Raw genomic sequence first — 18,358 nt, forward strand, 5'->3', positions numbered from 1 at the left:
AACTGAAAAAAAAATGTTACAATGATGAACTAGATAATATTGAGCTTTAGAGTCACTTCTACGAAGTTTGTAACTTTAAAGTATAGATTAAAATAATACCTTGCTAAAAACCCGATCCGTTGGGGTCAAGTTTCCTGCGCAGCAGGATGTATCGAGATGAGTTGTATCAAGTAAAGCATTGAACGTTATGAGTACTTAGTAACGGGTCTCGATACAACGTCTGGCGTTTTACGCCATTCGCCACTCGACCTGACATTTTATTTACATAGTAACAGCGTTGTCACACTGTCCCGATCTCTCACATCGAGGTCGAGTGTGCTGTGAAACAGAATGTATCGAGATGTCATTAGAGTTGTATTGCATGCTAAATTTAGCGGCTTGTTAGCTCATAACAATGATAGGAGAACGACTTTTTTTGCAATCTTTTGGTAAAGGAAAATTCCATATCTATAGGTAATACTACCATTTCATTTATATTTGAAAAAGTTCAAACCGATATCAACAAGAATACGCATACCGTCTTATGAAAAAAATCATTATTGTTTTATCACTCATTACGTTACTATCTGCCTGTAAGGATAAAAAATACCAACCTAAAGGCTTAACCAAACTCACCAAAGAGCAACTACTCGAAAAAGCAACGAATAAGGAATACCCTGATGTTACTAAAGTGACCTATAAAACCGAAATGGGAGTGATCATTCCCCTGGATAGCTTACGAAAAAATTATGATCCTGATGAATGGGCTGCAGATTATTATGTAGATGAAACTAATGTAATCAAAGAGTTAGTCCTGAGGAAAGCTAATGAAGAAGATAAGGCAATACGAAAAAAGATACAAGAGGCTTATAATAAGCAAGAACCTATAACTGTGGTGGATGTAGATTGTGATCAATTACCACAATTATTACAAAAGATTTATGAATCCGATCAAGGGATGCGCTCTGGTGAGCAACAGTTAGATCAGGATGTAGATAGACAAAATTTGGTAATGGTTATTAGCATTATCGAAAAATGCGGTATGCCTACCTTAGCTCAGGTAAATCAATTACAAATGACAGCGATCTGGTTGGTATTTCAGCATGCAGATAACGCGAACCGAAAAAAGTATCTGCCACTATTAGAAAAAGCAGCTGCCAATGGCGACTTACAAGCCACCAATATAGCTATGATGAAGGATAGGATACTGATGATGGACGGAGAGCCTCAGCTCTACGGCACTCAGGTTACCCAAAAGAAAGGTGAGTTTGTACTCTACGATCTGGCGAATCCTGAAACTGTCAACAAAAGAAGAGCAGCAATTGGCTTTGGTCCTTTAGAAGCTTATCTGCAACGATGGGATATAGAATTTACAGTAGCGCAAGAGGAGTAAGTAAGTCCCGAAGGCTGAGGTGTCTCGAAGCCTGAGGAATTACACTGTCCCGATCTGTCATAACTTGTCCCGATTTGTCACATCGAGTGTCCTGCGTAGCAGGATGTATCGAGATGAGTTGTATCAAGTAAAGCGTTGAACGTTATGAGCACTTAGTAATGGGTCTCGATACAACGTCTGGCGCTTTACGCCATCCGCCACTCGACCAGACATTTTATTTACATAGTAACAGCGGTGTCACAACTTACCCAGAAGTGTTGGGATGGAGTTTGTAAGTAGTTTTGGTTGTTGGTGTTGGGTAAGGCTAAAAACTATTGTTAAGAATTATGTAAATAAGTAGGAGCCGTTAGCCTTAGGGCTTTTAGGTATTATTGTATCTTTAAAAAGATAATAGAAATAAACCTAATTGGGTTTGTAAATTTGTTGTGGGTATTGCAAAAAAACGATGGAAGTAAGCGAAAAAGCCAATTTTATTGACCAGTTTTTAAGGAAATTATATGATTCTAATTATCCCATTTCACTTGCTATGGGAATTGAAGGAAATCAACTTCCAAGTGAGAAAAATAAACAGAAATTTAAAACACTTGAATATATCCTCGAAGAATTAAATTTAGTAGATTTTGTAAGAGGAAGAGATAATTCTACTTTAAGCGGTCAATGTGAATATAACTTGAGTGGAAAAGGCAGAGAATTTGTCGAAAAAAATGAGTCTACAATAGTTTTACTTCTCAAAAGAGAAATGGAAAAGGAATTTAATGGCAATCCTTTATTTGATGAAAAAGAGTGGGATAAATATTATGACAGACTTCTTGAAAAAAGAACTAATCAAGCCGATTTTTTTTTAGACATTATAGTAGAAAAAAGATTAATAAACTTGGACAAACAAAGTGTTAGAAAGCATTTTAAAAAATGGTTTGAAGAAAATCAAGAATTTGACTTACAAATTAAAGATGGAGATTTAGCAATAGAAGATGGAGATTTACAAACAGTTCCTGATTTCTCTAAAGATAATATTCCGGAATTTTTAAAATGGTTTGAAAAAGAAGGTAATAATTTTATTGATTACTTAAAAGAACAAGATGTGAATGTAAAAGAAGGCTCAAAACAGGAGATTATTAACTACGGAAATTTGACTATAAATAATGATTCTACAATCAAAAAACAATCGTTTAATAATGGAACTGAACAAAAAGAATCGAATTGGTCGAAAGCGAATGTAATTATTGCATTGATTGTTGGATTAGCGACAATAATAGGAGTTATATGGGGAATTTTGGAGTAAAGCACTCCCCAAAAAACCGTATAAAAATAATTGCTAAATTAGTTCTTAACCAAAGGTCGTTGCGGTTTTGTTACGTCTAATTTCCATTCGAAAAATCCTCGCACACAAAACCGCAACTATTCTAATACAAACACGTTGCGATTAATTTACCAAAATGCGAATAATAGAGATAAACGGAAATAAATTTTCAAATATGAATGGATTTTATCGAGAGATAGAATCGAAATTGACTTCTGGATTGAATTGGAAAATTGGACGTAATCTTAATGCCTTTAATGATGTACTGTATGGGGGATTTGGAGTTCACGATGTTAACGAAAAATATATCCTAAAATGGCACAGAAGTGAAAAAAGCAAAGCGGATTTAAAATATTATGACCGAATAATTGAAATTATTAGAGAACACGAGAATATCGAATTACAATTGGCTTGATTGCTATATTGGTAGACCCTGGCTCTTTGAATTTTGCAACTTTCTGCGAAGCAGGAAGTATCGAGATGAGTTGTATTAAGAAAAGGATTGAACGTTATGATTACTGAGTAATGGGTCTCGATACAACGGCTGGCGCTTTACGCCATCCGCCACTCGACCTGACATTTTATTTACATAGTAACAGCGGTGTCACACTGTACCGTTTCATCCGGGTTTAGTGTGCTGCGCAGCAGGATGTATCGAGATGTGTTTAGTCTAGTAAATGATTTGATCCCTAAGGTTTTTGAGGTATTATTGTATCTTTAGAAAGATATAATAGAAATAAACCCAATTGGGTTTATAAATTTGTTGCCCACCATTTATAAAACGATTATCAAAAATGAAACTTCACGAAGCGATTGTAAAAGTTATTGAGTCAAAAGGAACTCAAATGACGACTACTGAAATCGCGAACGAATTGAATAAAAATAATTTGTATCGGAAGAAAGATGGTTCAGATATAACTGCCTTTCAAATACACGGAAGAACCAGAACTTATTCAAATTTGTTTAATAGAAATGGGGCGATAGTAAGTTTAATTAAACATCCAAAAACTAAAAAATCTATTAGACCACCGAAATGGCATAGGGATGAAATAATACTTGCACTTGACCTTTATCATTCAATTGAACCAAGGGAAATGGATAGTAAGAATCCTAAAATCATTGAAGTTTCAGAAATATTAAATAATCTTCCAATCCATACACAGAGAATTGATAGTATGAAATTTAGAAATCCGAATGGTGTTTCTATGAAGTTGAATAACTTCAAAGCCATTGACCCTGAATATGATGGCAAAGGAATGGATAGATACAGTAAACTTGATAAAGAAGTTTTCTTTGAGTTTCAAAATAATAATGATGGACTTAAACGAATCGCAGAACAAATAAGGAAAACTGTTTCTGATTCGGAACTAACCGAAAATTTGTATCAAATTGGAGATGACGAAGACGAAAAACAACTAAAAGTAAAAGAAGGAAAAGTAATCTATAAATTACATAAACATAGAGAACGAAATCCTAAATTGAATAAAAAGAAAAAGAAAAGATATTTAAAAAAAACACGGCAAACTAGATTGTGAAATTTGTGGATTTGACTTTTATAAGATTTATGGAGATTTGGGAAAAGGGTTTATTGAATGTCACCACAAAAAGCCTTTGTCTGAATTAGAAGGTGAATCTTTAATATCAATAAATGACTTGGCTTTAGTCTGTGCAAATTGTCATAGAATGCTTCATCGTGAAATTGACACATTAAGTATAGAAAAACTTAAGAAATTAATTAAAGATCGAGGCTAACAGCGACATCCTGTAAATTTTAATTATGGAAGATCCAATTGAAGAATTAAGCAAAAAATTTAAGGAATCTCTAAATTCAAAAACTTCTGATTGGAGAGATAATGTATATAATTCTCAGCAATATCAACAAGAAATTAAAACTCTTGAAGCAATATCAATGGATTTTGTAAATACAACTAGAGCTATTTCAATTTATTCAACAAGAGGTGGAGATATTTATACTAACTTTTTATGCATAAGAACAATTGATGATTTAATTCAATCTGCTATTGGAATTAAAACAATGGTTGAAAATGGAATTCACAATACAGTGAGAAGAGAGTTAAGGTATCTAATCGAAATGACAACTAAATATGTCTTAGTAGATTATGTGAAAATGGGAGACAGTTTCGACTCAAAAACGGAATATTTAAGGGATAATGTCCCTAATTCATCAATAGAAGTTATAGAAGATTATTCAACGCCCTTTTCGGACGAGATAAAAACTCAATTCAGAAGTGAATTAAAAGATTTCTTCTATAAAGCTTGTGCTTATGTCCATCCTTCTAAAAAACAAATTGACGAGCAAGTGAATAATTACAAACGGAATAACACCATCGGATTTGAATCTGCTAAAATGTTTACGGATATAAATAAAATTGTATTCCGAGCGTACGATATGATTTTAGCTATGGTGTTTCACAGTTTTGGTCACTCAATGACAAAAGATTTATTTGAACAAATTTTTGACGAAAATCCGAAATGGAAATTCCATAAAGGTAAATACGTAAAAGAATTTAGAAAGACACTTTTTAGCTGAACCGGTATAAAAATAACGGTGGCTAACAAGGTATTCCATGAAAAGCCTTAATTAAGTTTCTTTAATTTAACATTTTATTTCTAATTACTTTATAGTTTTTATTTTAAAGTGTTTAAATGTTGATAAATCCCACCTCTTCGAAGTTTGCAACTCCTTGCTCAACAGGATATATCGAGATGTAGTTGGAGTTCTATGTATTACTACAGCTGGCGGGTGATATTAATAAATAACGAGGAAGCCATACGCTGTCAATGAAATCATAAACTCACTGACTCACACACTTAAATTTTTAGTTTACCCAAAAATTTAGTTACTTTACTACACTTATCGTTACCCACCCCACATAATTAAGTCGTTACATGTATTGAAACAGTTCTTGTCTGTGGTTTTTTGTAATAGAAATCAAGAGAAGACTACTAGTTTTGAATTTAGTAAGTACTTATATGCACCAATAAGTAAGATATATAAGTACCTAGACTAACGAAAAAAGAGAAATAGAGTTACTAGAGGGTGACTTTATAAAGATGTTACCAGTAATTTGAAAATTGAACAATCTTAAGAAAGAAATCATATCAACAGTAATAGTCCTTCTCATTAACTTGGGAATGATTTTACTCGTAGTCGGAATTAAATATTTAACTGAATACGCTTCCACTATTGAAAATCTATATTGGTTAATCGGAACTTATATTATTGTCTGTATTATATTTTATCAGCTAAATCAAAAATTTAAAAACAAGACTTTTGATTTTATAGTACAAGTCATTTTATTGCCTTTCTCTTTACTAATTGGTTTTGTTACAGTTGCCATCCCAATACTGTCAACTCAAATCTATCTATTTGCTTATTTAGGATTATCTTTTTCTATTCCTATGGTACTTTATAGAATTGACGAAAGTCAATTAATAACTGGACTGAAAGAAGAAACTTGGATTTATTTAATTATAACTTCCGGAGTGATTATAGCTACATTACTGCATAAGCAAATTACATTTCTGACTTTTAAGCTTATTCCTTTTTTAGCAAGAAAATCAGAAAAAATGAAAAGATTTAAACTTGTTGAATTATGTGAATATATCGTTTCTAAAAACAATATAAAACTTGTTATATACTCTATATTTTTTATAGTGTTAATTATATTTAATTTTTTAGGATTACAACAAAGTAGCTACTATGAAAACCCAAATATTGACAAAGCAATTTTACAATCTTTTGTAACTTTCATCGCATTCGAAAGAATATTAACTAATCTAAAACTGACTGAATTTAGACCATCGGAATTATTAAAAACCTTGAAGTTATCTATATTTAACGAAACAGAAATTATAACTGACAAAAAAACTACTGGCAAAAACGTATAAAATTAATTGCTGGTTCTAGCCTACTTACGAAAATCCTCGCGGATTTTCTATTCGGTTTGTATTTGCTAAATTAGTTGTATAAACATGCAACTAATCTTACACAAAACCTTTAGCGGCAAGGCAAGAAGACTATATAACTAAACTGCAAAATTGGAAGATAAGATATTAAATATCGATGATAGACAGGCTGACTTTAAAGAAATAGATAGACAAAGTTGGAGAGCAGAGAAGGGTATACGTTCAATTTGTGTAATGTACGATGATCATTCATCAGATAAGAATTCTAAAGAAAACATATTTCTACTGAAGGATAATGTGCATTATAGAATCTTTTCATTGAAACATCAATATCTTATATTTCTTAGAGAATTAAATTATGCAGAACATTATTTACAGGAACTACACCAAAAGGACCCTAAGAAATTTAATGCGTTTCCGATGGGGAATCCTTATTTTGAAAAAGTTGATTTAGAAATTTCATCTGTATTTGACAATATTATTTTTCAATTATCATCTGTATTTGACTATTTGAGTCACTTGATCTGTTACATATGCTTAACTAACAAATCAAAGACCTTGTATTGGACTAAATTAGCATCATCTGCACATGGGAAAAATAACGAGTTTTCTAATCTGGAAATTGGAAAAGTGATTGCAGAGCTTGATAAGAAAATAGCAGGTAAGTTGTATGATTATCGTTCAAGATTATTACATAATAAGAAAGACCAACATATTTTTAATACATCTGTAAAACTTGTTGATTTTAGATTTGATTTAAAAATATTAGCATCGGATTTGGCAATTAAACATTTTAAAGTAATTAGAGAAGAATACCCTGATGAGAAAATCACCTTAGCTTTTTTATCATCTTGGTTGATTAAAAAATGCTTCATTGATATTGAATCTATTTTAGACGCATTAAGATTGGAGATATTAAAAAACTCTTATTTTCATCAAAATCTAACAAATCCAAAAGTAAAAAATGGACTGATGTTTTTATCAGTTGACCCTAAAACAAATTTTGCTAAACCAGTATCAGATGGATTATGGGAACAATATAAGAATAAGAAATGAATAAAGCCCAGCCACTAACAATATGTAAAAATAATAGCCGAGAAAGTGCATGTTCAGGCGGTTTTAGCCCGCTTCAAAATTGTAGCGGTTTGATAGGTTTGTCGTCCGCAAACGGCTACTATCCTGGCAATAATCGTTGGCATTAATTTAAACAAACAAAAATGGAAGCAGGAAAAGAACTAATTGGATTGGTAAAAGATGTGCCACAAGTCCTAACTTCAATTTATCAGGATTTAGCACAACCTGGAGTCAAAAAAGTAGGAACTGCTCTTGAAACCGTTTTAGAATTTAGTACTTCAATTCTTTTACCTGTAAAGTTGTTAAATGAAAAATTTAAACTGAATTTTGAAAAAAGATTAAACGACTATAAAGAAAAACTTGATACAATACCTGAAGAGGATATTTGTGAAGTCAATCCACAAATTGGAACACCAATAATTGATAAATTAAGTTATACTACAAATGATGAAATTGCTGACCTTTTTACAAGTCTCTTGACAAAAGCAAGTTCTTCAAAAACTGTCAATTTAGCACATCCTAGTTTTATACAATTAATTGAAAGGCTGTCGGTTGACGAAGCTAGAATAATAAAACATCTACTAAATAAAGATTTTATCCCATGCATTTCATTAAGAGCCCATATGAAAGAAGGAAATAGAGGGTTTATGGAAATTTTAAAAAACGGAACATCCTTACAAACTGAATTAGAACTACTATTTCCACAAAACATTAGTACATATTTAGACAATTTAACTAGTATGGGAGTTTTAGATATATCTCATCAATTGCATAAAATGGATGAGAATATATACAACAATTTATATGAACAATACGAATTTGAAAAAGTGAATGAAAGTTATACAAAAACAGGCGCATTTTCTAAAGTTGAAAAGAAGAAAAGCTACTATCAAATAACTGACTTTGGAAAATCTTTTATAAAAGCTTGTTCATTTGAGAAAATAAAAAACTAATGCCACCAATGTTTTCTATGAAAAGCTTTAGTCCATCTTCTCTAATTTAATATTTTATTTTTAATTATCTCATAATATTGATTTTTAAGTATTTAAATATTTTGCAAATCTTCCCAGCTCCTCGAAACTTTAACCTAAAAACTAATTATTTATAACAACAAAAAAGAGACCCTAGCGCCCGAACCCTTTCGGGTGCCAGGTTAGTTTATAAATTATTATAATGACAAACTAGTTTTGCACTATAGTTGATCATAAGTCCTAATTATAAGTTTCCTATTCCTAAGCATTGTGTCATTGGACTTTGGTTTTGAAAGTAAACCAAAGCACTCGTTACTAATAACGAGTGCTAAGGGGTAATGATAGCAAGTTGCTACGCAATGGACTAATTACAACATTACTTTTTGATAAACTTTGTTGTTCGGATACCTAAGTGATTTGATACTTGAATAAAATACATACCTGGTATCAGGGTTTGTACATCAATTGTATTGTTTACGTCGTTAAGGCTTGTCACTGATACTACATCACCAGCCATTGTAAGGATTGTTGCAGTAGTTGCACTGCCTTTATGTTCTGCCAGTTTGATGTTAAGTTCATTTTTCACCGGGTTAGGATAGTAGGTGATCGCAGCTGTTTCAGATAAGGTTTGTTGATCAGCTACCCGATTAGCAGCATCCACATAAATGACCTCCCATTGCGCATTAGGACTTGTGGTATTGGCCCATTGCCCTACAGGATCTCCGTTGGCTGTGCGGCCCATGCCATCCAGGAATAAGCCTGTTGCGCGATTTTGGATTCTATAGTAATCTCCGCTATACTTTGCTAGTGCCCATTGTGCATTAAAATGAGCGGTGTTTGCATACTGCGCAATAGTAGCTCCATTTGTAGTAAGCCCCATGCCATCGAGGAACAACCCAGTTCCACGATTACGAAGTTGGCTGTATCCGCTACCGGCATCTACGACCTCCCATTGGGAGTTGAAATGCGTTGTGTTTGGCCATTGCCCTACAGGATCTCCGTTTGCAGTGCGACCCATGCCATCCAGGAATAAGCCTGTTGCGCGATTTTTTAATTGTACATAAGTTCCATTTTCTATGCCAGATGAGCAAGTGTTGTTGACATTTGCATAGCTTCCAGCCCCTGAAACGGATACACCTGACTCACTACAACCTGATTTTACACTACAATTAGTTCCCCTTTCTATCCAGATACCTATATCTGAACTTTCACCGATTTCTGCATAGTTTAGGTGACAATTGACAGTAGGTCCTGATTTAACAATGAAAAACCCCCTTCCACAATGATCTGCATAAAGCCTTTCTGCAGTGAGGTTAGTACATCCATTTGCAAAACGTAAACCGGCATAACCGCCTCCCCAATCACAATTGTACGCATCTACAGTTTCAATAGTTCCGTTATGAGATTGGTTAAGCAAAACACCACAACCGCCAGTATTTCTAACCTTCATCGTGCCATCGAAATTTACACCATCAATGCTGTAGGTCTCAATACCGTGCCCCCCTGTGTTATCCACATAAATATCTTTCATATAAAGGTTGTATGCTGTGTGGTCCCAGGGATTACGGGACTTACTATCAATACGGATGCCAATCCAACCAATATTCATCAAATTAAGGTTTGTAAATTTTAGGTTACTGGCTGCACTACTGCGAATACCGTAGCCACTTACTACGTTTCTGAGTGTCAGATTGTGGATTTCAAATCCATCGTAACCGTTATTTGAAATACCAGTACCAGAAAAGTTGCAGGTAAGCGTATTTCCGTGGCCATATATTCTTACGCCTGGTTTCGATATGTTAATAGTAGAATATAAGGTTCCACTATTTAAAATATGAATATCACGATTTCCAGAAGTTCCCATGGCACCTTCGATAGCCACCGCCAAATCGGTGGAACTACTTCTTTCTACACCAAAGGTTTTCCAATAATACCGTTCCCCGGATTTCCATACTTCATGTTCATAGGCATAAGCATTTGGTGCTGCCGTTGACACTAAGCTCAATAGTGTAATACTAAGAAGAATTAAGTTTTTAAACATTTCGTTTTAAGTTGTGAGTTATTAAAAAAATTAAATTTCATTGTGAATGCTTTCAAGAAATCATTTCTTACCAGGATCAGGATCCTTCTGTTTGCGTAATTGAAAATGGTAATGTGTTTGCAGCATACGAATCTTTAGGTAGTTGATTATCAGTATTTTTGAAACATTGCTAAGTAAAGGAGATATTCCTATTATTAAAAGTAGTTTTTGCTAAGTAGCACTCCTAATTTTAAAATAACGAGTAGCAAGGAGTGGTGTAAAACACTGAAAGTAAAGTAGTTATTTTGTTATTTTTGAGAATGCGCTATAAACGGTTTCGACTGCAGCGCTTCGAAGTTTTTGCCACAGGCAGACAAGTGGCAACTTCTAAGCCTATTCTTTTACAATAGTAAGGTGTAAAGATTTAAAAACCGATCCAAAGTGACCGTTAACAGAAATCTCCTCGTTGGTGCGAGCATCCTGCTTGTGTCGTTTATATCGTTCTAACCATAATACGTAAGTGTATTAAAAAAAGGGTATCGTTTAAATGACTAACTTTATCCATTGATCAACAAAGGAACTAAGAATGATACCTGCAGAACAACCAGCCAATGAAACGGAGCGTCTCCAAGTGCTTCATAGCCTAAAAATTTTGGATACTGTTGCTGATGATGATTATGATACGATCACAGAATTGGCCAGTTTACTATGTGGTACTCCCGTTTCTTTGATTTCGATGGTAGATGAAGAGCGACAGTGGTTTAAGTCCAAGAAGGGATTGGATGTCTGTGAGACCGCTCGCGAGCATTCTTTTTGTGCGCACGCCATTCTCGAACCTACAGAAATCCTGGAAATCCCAGATGCGAGATTGGATCCACGATTTATCGACAATCCACTCACCGAAAATGAAACTCCCGTGGTTTTTTATGCAGGCGTACCCCTACGAACGGATACCGGAGTGCCTATAGGCTCACTTTGTGTGATCGACCATAAGCCTAATGCGCTGACGCCAGATCAAAGAAGTGCCTTAAAGAAATTAGGGAAACAGGTAGAGCGACTGCTGCTATTGCGCAGTATGAATCACGAATTGATAACGACCAAAGAAAGTCTTAAAAAGCACAACGGTCTGCTTAAAGAATTTGCGAGTGTCGTATCCCACGACCTTAAAATGCCGTTAGCGAATATTATTCTTACTTCGGATATTGTAAAAAAGAAGTATGGCGAATTTATAGATGATCAAGGAAAAGCGTATCTGGATTATCTCAAAAAATCATCGCTATCGATGAGTGATTATATCACAAAGATTTTGGATCACTATGAATGTAGTTCGTACGACATTGATGATACTCAGGCATTTGAAGTGAATGATTTATTAGAGGGGGTTATCGATTTAATGAATATTAGAGATAATTGCGAGATACTTACCCCTGAAAATAATATAGCGATACATTGCAATAGTACCGCCCTTCAACAAATTTTTATGAATCTCATTGGAAACAGTTTGAAATACAGTGATAAAGAAAAAACTGTCATTCAGATTGCAGTTACTGAAATGGATAAGCTTTATGAATTTAAGGTGCGCGACAATGGTATTGGTATCGAAAAGGAAAAACTAGATACCATTTTTGAGCTATTCACTACGGCTGGGCAACTAGATAATACCGGACAAAAAGGACACGGTATAGGGCTCTCCACCGTAAAAAATCTTGTAGAAAATTTAGGAGGCGAGATCACCGTAACTTCCGAGCTAGGTGTCTTTAGCGAATTTGTTTTTACCATTGCCAAAAGGGTGCGGTTTTAAAATGAGCGATAAAAATCCCAGCAATATGCTCCAGCTAGCATCTTCTGGCGGTTACAGTGCCGATAATTTTTAAATACTATTTTAGAGACATAATAAAATTAGAATGATTTTTGGAAATTCAACTAAAAGCCAAATTGGTGAATTAGCTAAAAGTGTACTAAATGAACATTGGAAAAGCCTAAAAACAACCAAAGAAGAGAAAAGTATTGGAATTCTAGATAGTGAAAAAATTATATTTGAATTTTTAGCGCAAAACGAATACGGTTGTGCATTTGACCACTTGATTTATGTAATTTCCGAAACGGAGATTATTTTGACAACTGATCAAAAAAATAAAATTAATCATTTGCACAAAAAATTGAATCGGTAGTGGAATTATGTGAATTTCAGCCCGAATCTGAGTTTTATTCATGGTAGTAATAGATTTATTAGAATTCACTGGTATGTCAAGCTGAGATAAAATTATAAATCAATGCAATCCGAAAAGGATCAAAAATATTGGAAAGACTATACTGAGTTTATTCAAGAAGTTGAAAATTTAACTAATTTAAGTCCTGCGGCTTTGTTACTGCGCTATGAAGAACTGATAGCTGAACTAAACGATGAAGAAGAGGATTACTTTTTAGAATGGAAATATGAATTAAATCTAGACAGAAAATTCAGAAAGTAATTGATCATAAACCTATTTCTGAAAATGTTCTTCTAAAAGACTTTAAAGAAAAAATTGCAATCATGGACTCAGAATTTAAAAAGCATATTCTGAATTTTAAACAAACTGACTGGTGGAATAATCCTCAATTAAAATTTGAACATGAGTAAAGTTGGTTTTATTAATTCTATCCTTTGATAAGTAAAAAGTACCTTTCTAAATCCCAACCTCTCTATCCTTAAAATAATTGACCAATAGCGCTACCACGTAGCTATAGGTTTCCATACCTTCGGGTTGGTTGTTGGCTTTGAGATAGCTGTTATAGGTAGATTTAAATAAGGGTTCTAAAGGGTTTTCATAACTCAGCCAAAAGTCATTAACCTCCTGATAGTTCCTACGAATACCGGGTCGTAGGTCTTCTTCGATCATACAGATCGCCTTTTGCTCATCTCTAAAGTATAAATCGTTCAAGCAAAATTTTAGCGCAAAGGTCACACCACTGTACTGAAAATACGGATCGTCATAATTCATAGTCGTCAAAGCCGCTATAAAGTTGGCCTCATTTTCCTTTGCAAAACCTAATTGGTGCGCCACTTCGTGGCAACTGGTGGTGGGTGCTTTATAATTTAAGATCAAGCCATTGACCTGCGCCTCATTGGTCACCGGATTTAAGTATCCACTAAAGCCCATATAGGTAAGGGGTAAGGAGAGTAAAGATGTTTTAATGCTTCTGGGATGGTATTTCAGCTCCGGAAAAATAGTATCCAACTGATCGTAGGCTGGGATGGTTTGTTTAAAAATCTCATCTTTATCATAGGGCATACGAACTGGTACAGAGTCATTTTGTTCTAATTGCAGGTGCAACGCATTCGCACGTTCGATTAACTTTTTGCTCACGCTAATCAATTCTTCTTCCGTATACTGATCGTTAATTGCTAATACCTGATGCAGGGGCAAACGGTAATAATTAATACCCCATATCAAATGAAAAGCAGCGTATACGATCGATAGCGTAGCGCCGATATCTAGAGCCACAGTTTTCCATTGTATCTTGCGGGTTAAGATGTTAGTAAAAATATACCGGATCAGTAAAACGATCAGTGCAGCATAACAGAGGTCGCCAAATGAAAACGGAATCCACCCCAGCGCATAGCGAAATGCTTTGGAGATATACCGATAGATCCCGTTACTATACCAGTGTTCCACCACCTCTGGAAAAAATGTGAGTAGCCTCAATAGTACAATTTGTACCGGGAGTAATATCGTGAGATATAGTTTTGTTTTGGTATTCATACAGTACACTTTAGGCAAACAAACTTACAACATTTCGTTAATCATTTGATATAATAGCCGCATAATGTACTTTTGCTAAAAACACACATAGGATATGAGTAACGAAGTAAGAGCGCTGGAACCTAAAGCGCTATGGAATAAATTTGCAGACCTTAATGAAGTACCCAGACCTTCCAAAAAAGAAGAGCGGGTTATCGCTTTTATGAAATCCTTTGGGGAATCACTGGGTCTGGAAACCGAAGTGGATGCTGTTGGTAATGTTTTGATCAAAAAACCGGCAACTCCTGGTTACGAAGACCGCAAAACTGTGGTGATGCAATCGCACCTGGATATGGTACACCAAAAAAATGAAGGCACTGATTTTGATTTTGATACGCAGGGGATAGACATGTATGTAGATGGCGATTGGGTACGTGCTAAGGGTACTACGCTAGGCGCAGATAACGGCTTAGGCGTGGCTACCATTATGGCGATTTTAGAATCCAAAGCAATTGAACATCCTGCCATCGAAGCCTTGTTCACGATTGATGAAGAAACCGGAATGACCGGTGCTATGGAACTGCAAGGAGATTGGTTACAAGGTGATATTTTATTGAATCTGGATACCGAAGAGGATGATGAAATCGGAGTAGGCTGTGCAGGAGGTGTGGATATTACTGCTACTAGAACCTATAAGGAAGAAAGTACTCCCGAGAATTCTTTAGGATACACCATTACGGTAAAAGGTTTGCAAGGCGGACACTCGGGTATGGATATCATCAAAGGGTTGGGTAATGCCAATAAGATCATGAACCGCATTTTGTTTGAAGGCTATGAAAATTTTGGGCTACGCGTTGCTGCCCTTAAAGGCGGAAGCTTGCGAAATGCCATCCCACGAGAAAGCAGCGCTACGGTGATCATTGATGAGATCCATAAAGAAGCTTTTGAGTTTGAAACACAAGAATTGGCGGCTACCATACAGGCAGAATTGGCGCTTGTGGATAAAGATTTGAAAATTGAAGTAGTACCGACATCATTACCCGATAGGGTGATGGAATTAGGCGTGCAGGAAGGTTTATTGAAAGCATTATATGCCGCGCATAATGGGGTGTATACGATGAGTGCTTCCATTCCTGGATTGGTTGAAACGTCAAATAATATTGCTAAAGTTACGGTAGGAGAGGGGACGCTTACGATAGAGTGTTTAACGCGGAGTAGTGTAGATTCTTCTAAGCAGGATTTGACGAATAAATTACGCGCTACTTTTGAACTGATCGGATGCGATGTAACTACCAGTGGTGAGTATCCAGGTTGGGCTCCTAATATGGATTCACCCATCTTAAAAGTAATGGATGGTTTATACGAGGAACTTAATGGTGAAAAAGCACATGTAGCAGCCTGCCACGCCGGATTGGAATGTGGAATCCTGGGACAACATTACCCAGAGATGGATATGATTTCTTTTGGACCTACGATTTTAGGAGCCCATTCCCCTGATGAGCGCGCTAGTATTTCCTCTGCTCAGAAGTATTGGAAATTTGTGTTAGAAACGCTAAAGCGTATTCCGAAGAAGTAAGAACAAGGTTTATTTTATTTTTTTAAGTAGTTAATACGCTCAACACAAGCTATGCTTCGGTCATCTTATTTCGATAGTTATTGGGTGTCGTAAGATGATCAAAGTTTTTTGTTACGGTTACCCTGAGTCCTTCGACATGGCTCAGGATAAACTTAGTCGAAGGGTAAGGCGATGCAAAAAAAGAATATTGGAATTTAATTCTTAGTAAATAGCGTGTAAACCAGGGTAAGAATTCGGTGAAGATTTAGTTTCTAGTTCATTTCTTTTGACAATGCATTCCTCTCGTAAACTCGTCGGACGCAGACAAGAAATGAACCAAAGAAAACGACACTTTTTCATAGGAATTTTTTAGCTGTTGCTAAAAACCATCCCACAAACTCCGCGGTGTTTTACACCTGAATCTCGGAGCTTTGCTAGGATTATTCTTGTGAAAAAGGGCGAAACTTTTATTATGCATTAAATTTCACAGGTAATGGGGAGTATTATAAGGCGTATATATTCTCTTGCAGCTAGGGTTTTCTGATGGTGTTTTGAAGGATAGTCAAAGTGTTTTGTTACGGTCACCCTGAGTCCTTCGACATGGCTCAGGATAAACTTAGTCGAAGGGTAAGGCGATGCAAAAAAGAGTGAATGCATTTTTCTTCTGAAAATTCAGTGAAAAAGGATGTGCTTATTTAGGGTGTTTAAGCGTATTACAGGATGTTTTTATATCCTAGCTACTTTACTTTCGGAAAGTACTTTTAAGTTCCACAAATTAATTTTGACTAAGAAAATGCCCTAGAAAGATATACGTAAAAAATGAAGTGAACGAAACGACAATGTAAAATTCGTAAAGTCTATAATGTCTTAATACACTATATTTTATACTAATGTTGGTGATGATTGATTTGAGTACAACAGGTTCATTTTACATAGTGAAGGGAACAATATTTTTAGCATATGTTTCTTAAGGCTAGACTTTTTTGGTTCTTTTTTGGGCGATGCAAAAAAGAATAGAAGGATTAAATTCTTAATAAATAGCGTGTAAACCAGGAGAAGAATTCGGAGGAGATTTATGTTTCGGTTTTTTTTGGTTTATGCTTTCTACAACATTACAACTTAGCTTGATGTAACAGCTTAAGGTGACAATACAAAAAAGAACACTATTTAAATGCAGTATATAAAAAAACTCCCTGAGCATTCAGGGAGTTTTCTAATTCTTATAAGTTAATTAGCTATCTAAGTAAGAAAGCTCATTAGCCTACACTATTACTTAGTAGCTGGTGCAGCTTCTTCTTTTTTCACTTCAAGCATTTCCATTACAAAAATCAAGTCGGTATTAGGAGGTATTGGTCCTGCACCTCTTTCTCCGTAACCCATATGCGATGGAATGAAAAGAATAGCTTTATCTCCTATCTTCATTTGTAATGCTCCTTCTTTAAATCCTTGGATCATCTGTGCATCCTTAGAATACGGCATTGGCATAGGTCCATATCCACCTGGCATAGCGGCTCTTCTTGGGTTAAATACACCAAAGTCTTTAGCTTTTTCTTCGTTGTTGGTATCAAACATGGTACCGTCAGCAAAATACCCTTCGTAGTTAACCATAACCGTGTCTCCATCGTTAGGCTTTTCTCCATCACCCTCAGTGATAAAATAGATGCCTAAACCACTATCAAGCATCGTTGCTTTTTCTTTTTTCTCAGCGAAATCTGCAGCTATTTTTTTACTTCGTTCTGCATCTCTTTTTGCTTTCTCTTCTTTTTCGGCTTCGATTTCTTTTAGTTTTTCTGTAAAGGCCTTATCGGTATCAAACTTTTTAGCGGCTTTACCTTTTTTGATGATATTCACTTCATTCATTTTGATATCATCTCTCGGTTTAGAACCTTCTACCGGAGTTTCTCCAATCGCTTCAACAATTTCCATTCCTTTTACAACCTCTCCAAAAACGGTATGTTTACCATCTAACCAGGCAGTTTGATTAAGGGTGATGAAAAACTGACTTCCATTAGTATCAGGACCTGAGTTGGCCATAGATAACATTCCTTTGGATTTGTGAGTCAATGAGTCCACGATCTCATCAGGAAACTTATAACCTGGTCCACCGGTTCCTGTTCCAAGCGGATCTCCAGTTTGAATCATAAAGTCTTTAATAACACGGTGAAACTTAATGCCGTTATAGTATTTTTTGCCTTTATAGGTGCTATCTACCATAGTATTGGTACCTTCTGCTAAGGAAACAAAATTTGCTACGGTCATTGGGGTTTGTTCAAAAAACAACTCTGCAACGATGGTACCTCTGTTGGTTACTATCTCTGCGTACATACCGTCCTCTAATTCCGGGTATTTTTCTTCGCAGCTGGTAAATGTAATAGCAATAAGGCTTAAGATTAAAAAACTTAGTTTCTTCATTT

The 18,358-nt window shown here is 35.2% G+C and carries 16 protein-coding genes; 13 read left to right on the forward strand and 3 right to left on the reverse strand.

The window, feature by feature from the left end; genetic code table 11:
* Positions 1–523 precede the first annotated feature (523 nt).
* The 9 genes from EV197_RS08740 to EV197_RS08785 all read left to right on the forward strand — a co-directional run bounded on the left by EV197_RS08740 (position 524) and on the right by EV197_RS08785 (position 8,629).
* The gene (locus tag EV197_RS08740) at positions 524–1,372 is read left to right on the forward strand and encodes a DUF6624 domain-containing protein (protein WP_130286378.1); all 849 of its coding nucleotides are present in this window, start codon (positions 524–526) and stop codon (positions 1,370–1,372) included.
* A gap of 445 nt (positions 1,373–1,817) precedes the next feature.
* Complete coding sequence (locus EV197_RS08745) at positions 1,818–2,654, forward strand: hypothetical protein (protein ID WP_130286379.1); 837 nt, start codon at positions 1,818–1,820, stop codon at positions 2,652–2,654.
* A 154-nt stretch (positions 2,655–2,808) separates the two neighbouring features.
* Positions 2,809–3,087, forward strand: coding sequence for a barstar family protein (locus tag EV197_RS08750; protein ID WP_130286380.1), 279 nt, complete (start codon positions 2,809–2,811; stop codon positions 3,085–3,087).
* Positions 3,088–3,466: 379 nt separating this feature from the next.
* On the forward strand, positions 3,467–4,207 hold the full coding sequence (locus EV197_RS17135; RefSeq protein WP_207224199.1) for a hypothetical protein: 741 nt from the start codon (positions 3,467–3,469) through the stop codon (positions 4,205–4,207).
* Positions 4,208–4,244: 37 nt separating this feature from the next.
* Positions 4,245–4,424, forward strand: coding sequence for an HNH endonuclease (locus EV197_RS17295; protein ID WP_423190649.1), 180 nt, complete (start codon positions 4,245–4,247; stop codon positions 4,422–4,424).
* A 25-nt stretch (positions 4,425–4,449) separates the two neighbouring features.
* Positions 4,450–5,223 carry a hypothetical protein gene (locus tag EV197_RS08770; RefSeq protein WP_130286381.1) on the forward strand — a complete coding sequence of 258 codons (774 nt, stop codon included), beginning with the start codon at positions 4,450–4,452 and terminating at the stop codon, positions 5,221–5,223.
* A gap of 605 nt (positions 5,224–5,828) precedes the next feature.
* Positions 5,829–6,584: a hypothetical protein gene (locus tag EV197_RS08775; RefSeq protein WP_130286382.1), complete on the forward strand. Its 756-nt coding sequence runs from the start codon at positions 5,829–5,831 to the stop codon at positions 6,582–6,584.
* Positions 6,585–6,734: 150 nt separating this feature from the next.
* Positions 6,735–7,658 (forward strand): hypothetical protein, encoded by a 924-nt coding sequence (locus tag EV197_RS08780; protein ID WP_130286383.1) that lies wholly within the window; start codon positions 6,735–6,737, stop codon positions 7,656–7,658.
* A 161-nt stretch (positions 7,659–7,819) separates the two neighbouring features.
* Positions 7,820–8,629, forward strand: a complete 810-nt coding sequence (locus EV197_RS08785) for a DUF4393 domain-containing protein (protein WP_130286384.1) — start codon at positions 7,820–7,822, stop codon at positions 8,627–8,629.
* A gap of 394 nt (positions 8,630–9,023) precedes the next feature.
* Here EV197_RS08785 and EV197_RS08790 read toward each other — a convergent pair whose 3' ends face one another.
* The gene (locus EV197_RS08790; protein ID WP_130286385.1) at positions 9,024–10,688 is read right to left on the reverse strand and encodes an RICIN domain-containing protein; all 1,665 of its coding nucleotides are present in this window, start codon (positions 10,686–10,688) and stop codon (positions 9,024–9,026) included.
* A 565-nt stretch (positions 10,689–11,253) separates the two neighbouring features.
* Between EV197_RS08790 and EV197_RS08795 the strand changes: the two genes are divergently transcribed.
* The 3 genes from EV197_RS08795 (at position 11,254) to EV197_RS08805 (ending at position 13,138) form a co-directional block, all read left to right on the forward strand.
* Positions 11,254–12,468 (forward strand): sensor histidine kinase, encoded by a 1,215-nt coding sequence (locus EV197_RS08795; protein WP_130286386.1) that lies wholly within the window; start codon positions 11,254–11,256, stop codon positions 12,466–12,468.
* Between the two features lie 103 nt (positions 12,469–12,571).
* Entirely contained in the window at positions 12,572–12,838 is a 267-nt protein-coding gene (locus EV197_RS08800; RefSeq protein ID WP_130286387.1) for a hypothetical protein, read from the forward strand.
* A 102-nt stretch (positions 12,839–12,940) separates the two neighbouring features.
* The gene (locus EV197_RS08805) at positions 12,941–13,138 is read left to right on the forward strand and encodes a hypothetical protein (RefSeq protein WP_130286388.1); all 198 of its coding nucleotides are present in this window, start codon (positions 12,941–12,943) and stop codon (positions 13,136–13,138) included.
* A 195-nt stretch (positions 13,139–13,333) separates the two neighbouring features.
* On the opposite strand, the gene EV197_RS08810 is transcribed toward EV197_RS08805, so the two are convergent.
* Positions 13,334–14,410 (reverse strand): DUF3810 domain-containing protein, encoded by a 1,077-nt coding sequence (locus EV197_RS08810; RefSeq protein ID WP_130286389.1) that lies wholly within the window; start codon positions 14,408–14,410, stop codon positions 13,334–13,336.
* 94 nt (positions 14,411–14,504) lie between these two features.
* Between EV197_RS08810 and EV197_RS08815 the strand changes: the two genes are divergently transcribed.
* Positions 14,505–15,965, forward strand: a complete 1,461-nt coding sequence (locus EV197_RS08815; protein WP_130286390.1) for an aminoacyl-histidine dipeptidase — start codon at positions 14,505–14,507, stop codon at positions 15,963–15,965.
* 1,248 nt (positions 15,966–17,213) lie between these two features.
* Here EV197_RS08815 and EV197_RS08820 read toward each other — a convergent pair.
* Positions 17,214–18,356 carry a peptidylprolyl isomerase gene (locus EV197_RS08820; RefSeq protein ID WP_130286391.1) on the reverse strand — a complete coding sequence of 381 codons (1,143 nt, stop codon included), beginning with the start codon at positions 18,354–18,356 and terminating at the stop codon, positions 17,214–17,216.
* Between the last annotated feature and the right edge of the window lie 2 nt (positions 18,357–18,358).

The organism is Aquimarina brevivitae (genome assembly GCF_004216895.1).
GTDB lineage: Bacteria > Bacteroidota > Bacteroidia > Flavobacteriales > Flavobacteriaceae > Aquimarina > Aquimarina brevivitae.

Excerpts from the sequence above, each read along its gene's own strand:
- EV197_RS08795 (WP_130286386.1), top strand. The coding sequence starts at position 11,254 with ATGATACCTGCAGAACAACCAGCCAATGAAACGGAGCGTCTCCAAGTG.
- EV197_RS08805 (WP_130286388.1), top strand. The coding sequence starts at position 12,941 with ATGCAATCCGAAAAGGATCAAAAATATTGGAAAGACTATACTGAGTTT.
- EV197_RS08815 (WP_130286390.1), top strand. The coding sequence starts at position 14,505 with ATGAGTAACGAAGTAAGAGCGCTGGAACCTAAAGCGCTATGGAATAAA.
- EV197_RS08775 (WP_130286382.1), top strand. The coding sequence starts at position 5,829 with ATGATTTTACTCGTAGTCGGAATTAAATATTTAACTGAATACGCTTCC.
- EV197_RS08740 (WP_130286378.1), top strand. The coding sequence starts at position 524 with ATGAAAAAAATCATTATTGTTTTATCACTCATTACGTTACTATCTGCC.
- EV197_RS08770 (WP_130286381.1), top strand. The coding sequence starts at position 4,450 with ATGGAAGATCCAATTGAAGAATTAAGCAAAAAATTTAAGGAATCTCTA.
- EV197_RS08820 (WP_130286391.1), bottom strand. The coding sequence starts at position 18,356 with ATGAAGAAACTAAGTTTTTTAATCTTAAGCCTTATTGCTATTACATTT.
- EV197_RS08750 (WP_130286380.1), top strand. The coding sequence starts at position 2,809 with ATGCGAATAATAGAGATAAACGGAAATAAATTTTCAAATATGAATGGA.
- EV197_RS17135 (WP_207224199.1), top strand. The coding sequence starts at position 3,467 with ATGAAACTTCACGAAGCGATTGTAAAAGTTATTGAGTCAAAAGGAACT.
- EV197_RS08810 (WP_130286389.1), bottom strand. The coding sequence starts at position 14,410 with ATGAATACCAAAACAAAACTATATCTCACGATATTACTCCCGGTACAA.
- EV197_RS08790 (WP_130286385.1), bottom strand. The coding sequence starts at position 10,688 with ATGTTTAAAAACTTAATTCTTCTTAGTATTACACTATTGAGCTTAGTG.
- EV197_RS08800 (WP_130286387.1), top strand. The coding sequence starts at position 12,572 with ATGATTTTTGGAAATTCAACTAAAAGCCAAATTGGTGAATTAGCTAAA.
- EV197_RS08745 (WP_130286379.1), top strand. The coding sequence starts at position 1,818 with ATGGAAGTAAGCGAAAAAGCCAATTTTATTGACCAGTTTTTAAGGAAA.
- EV197_RS08785 (WP_130286384.1), top strand. The coding sequence starts at position 7,820 with ATGGAAGCAGGAAAAGAACTAATTGGATTGGTAAAAGATGTGCCACAA.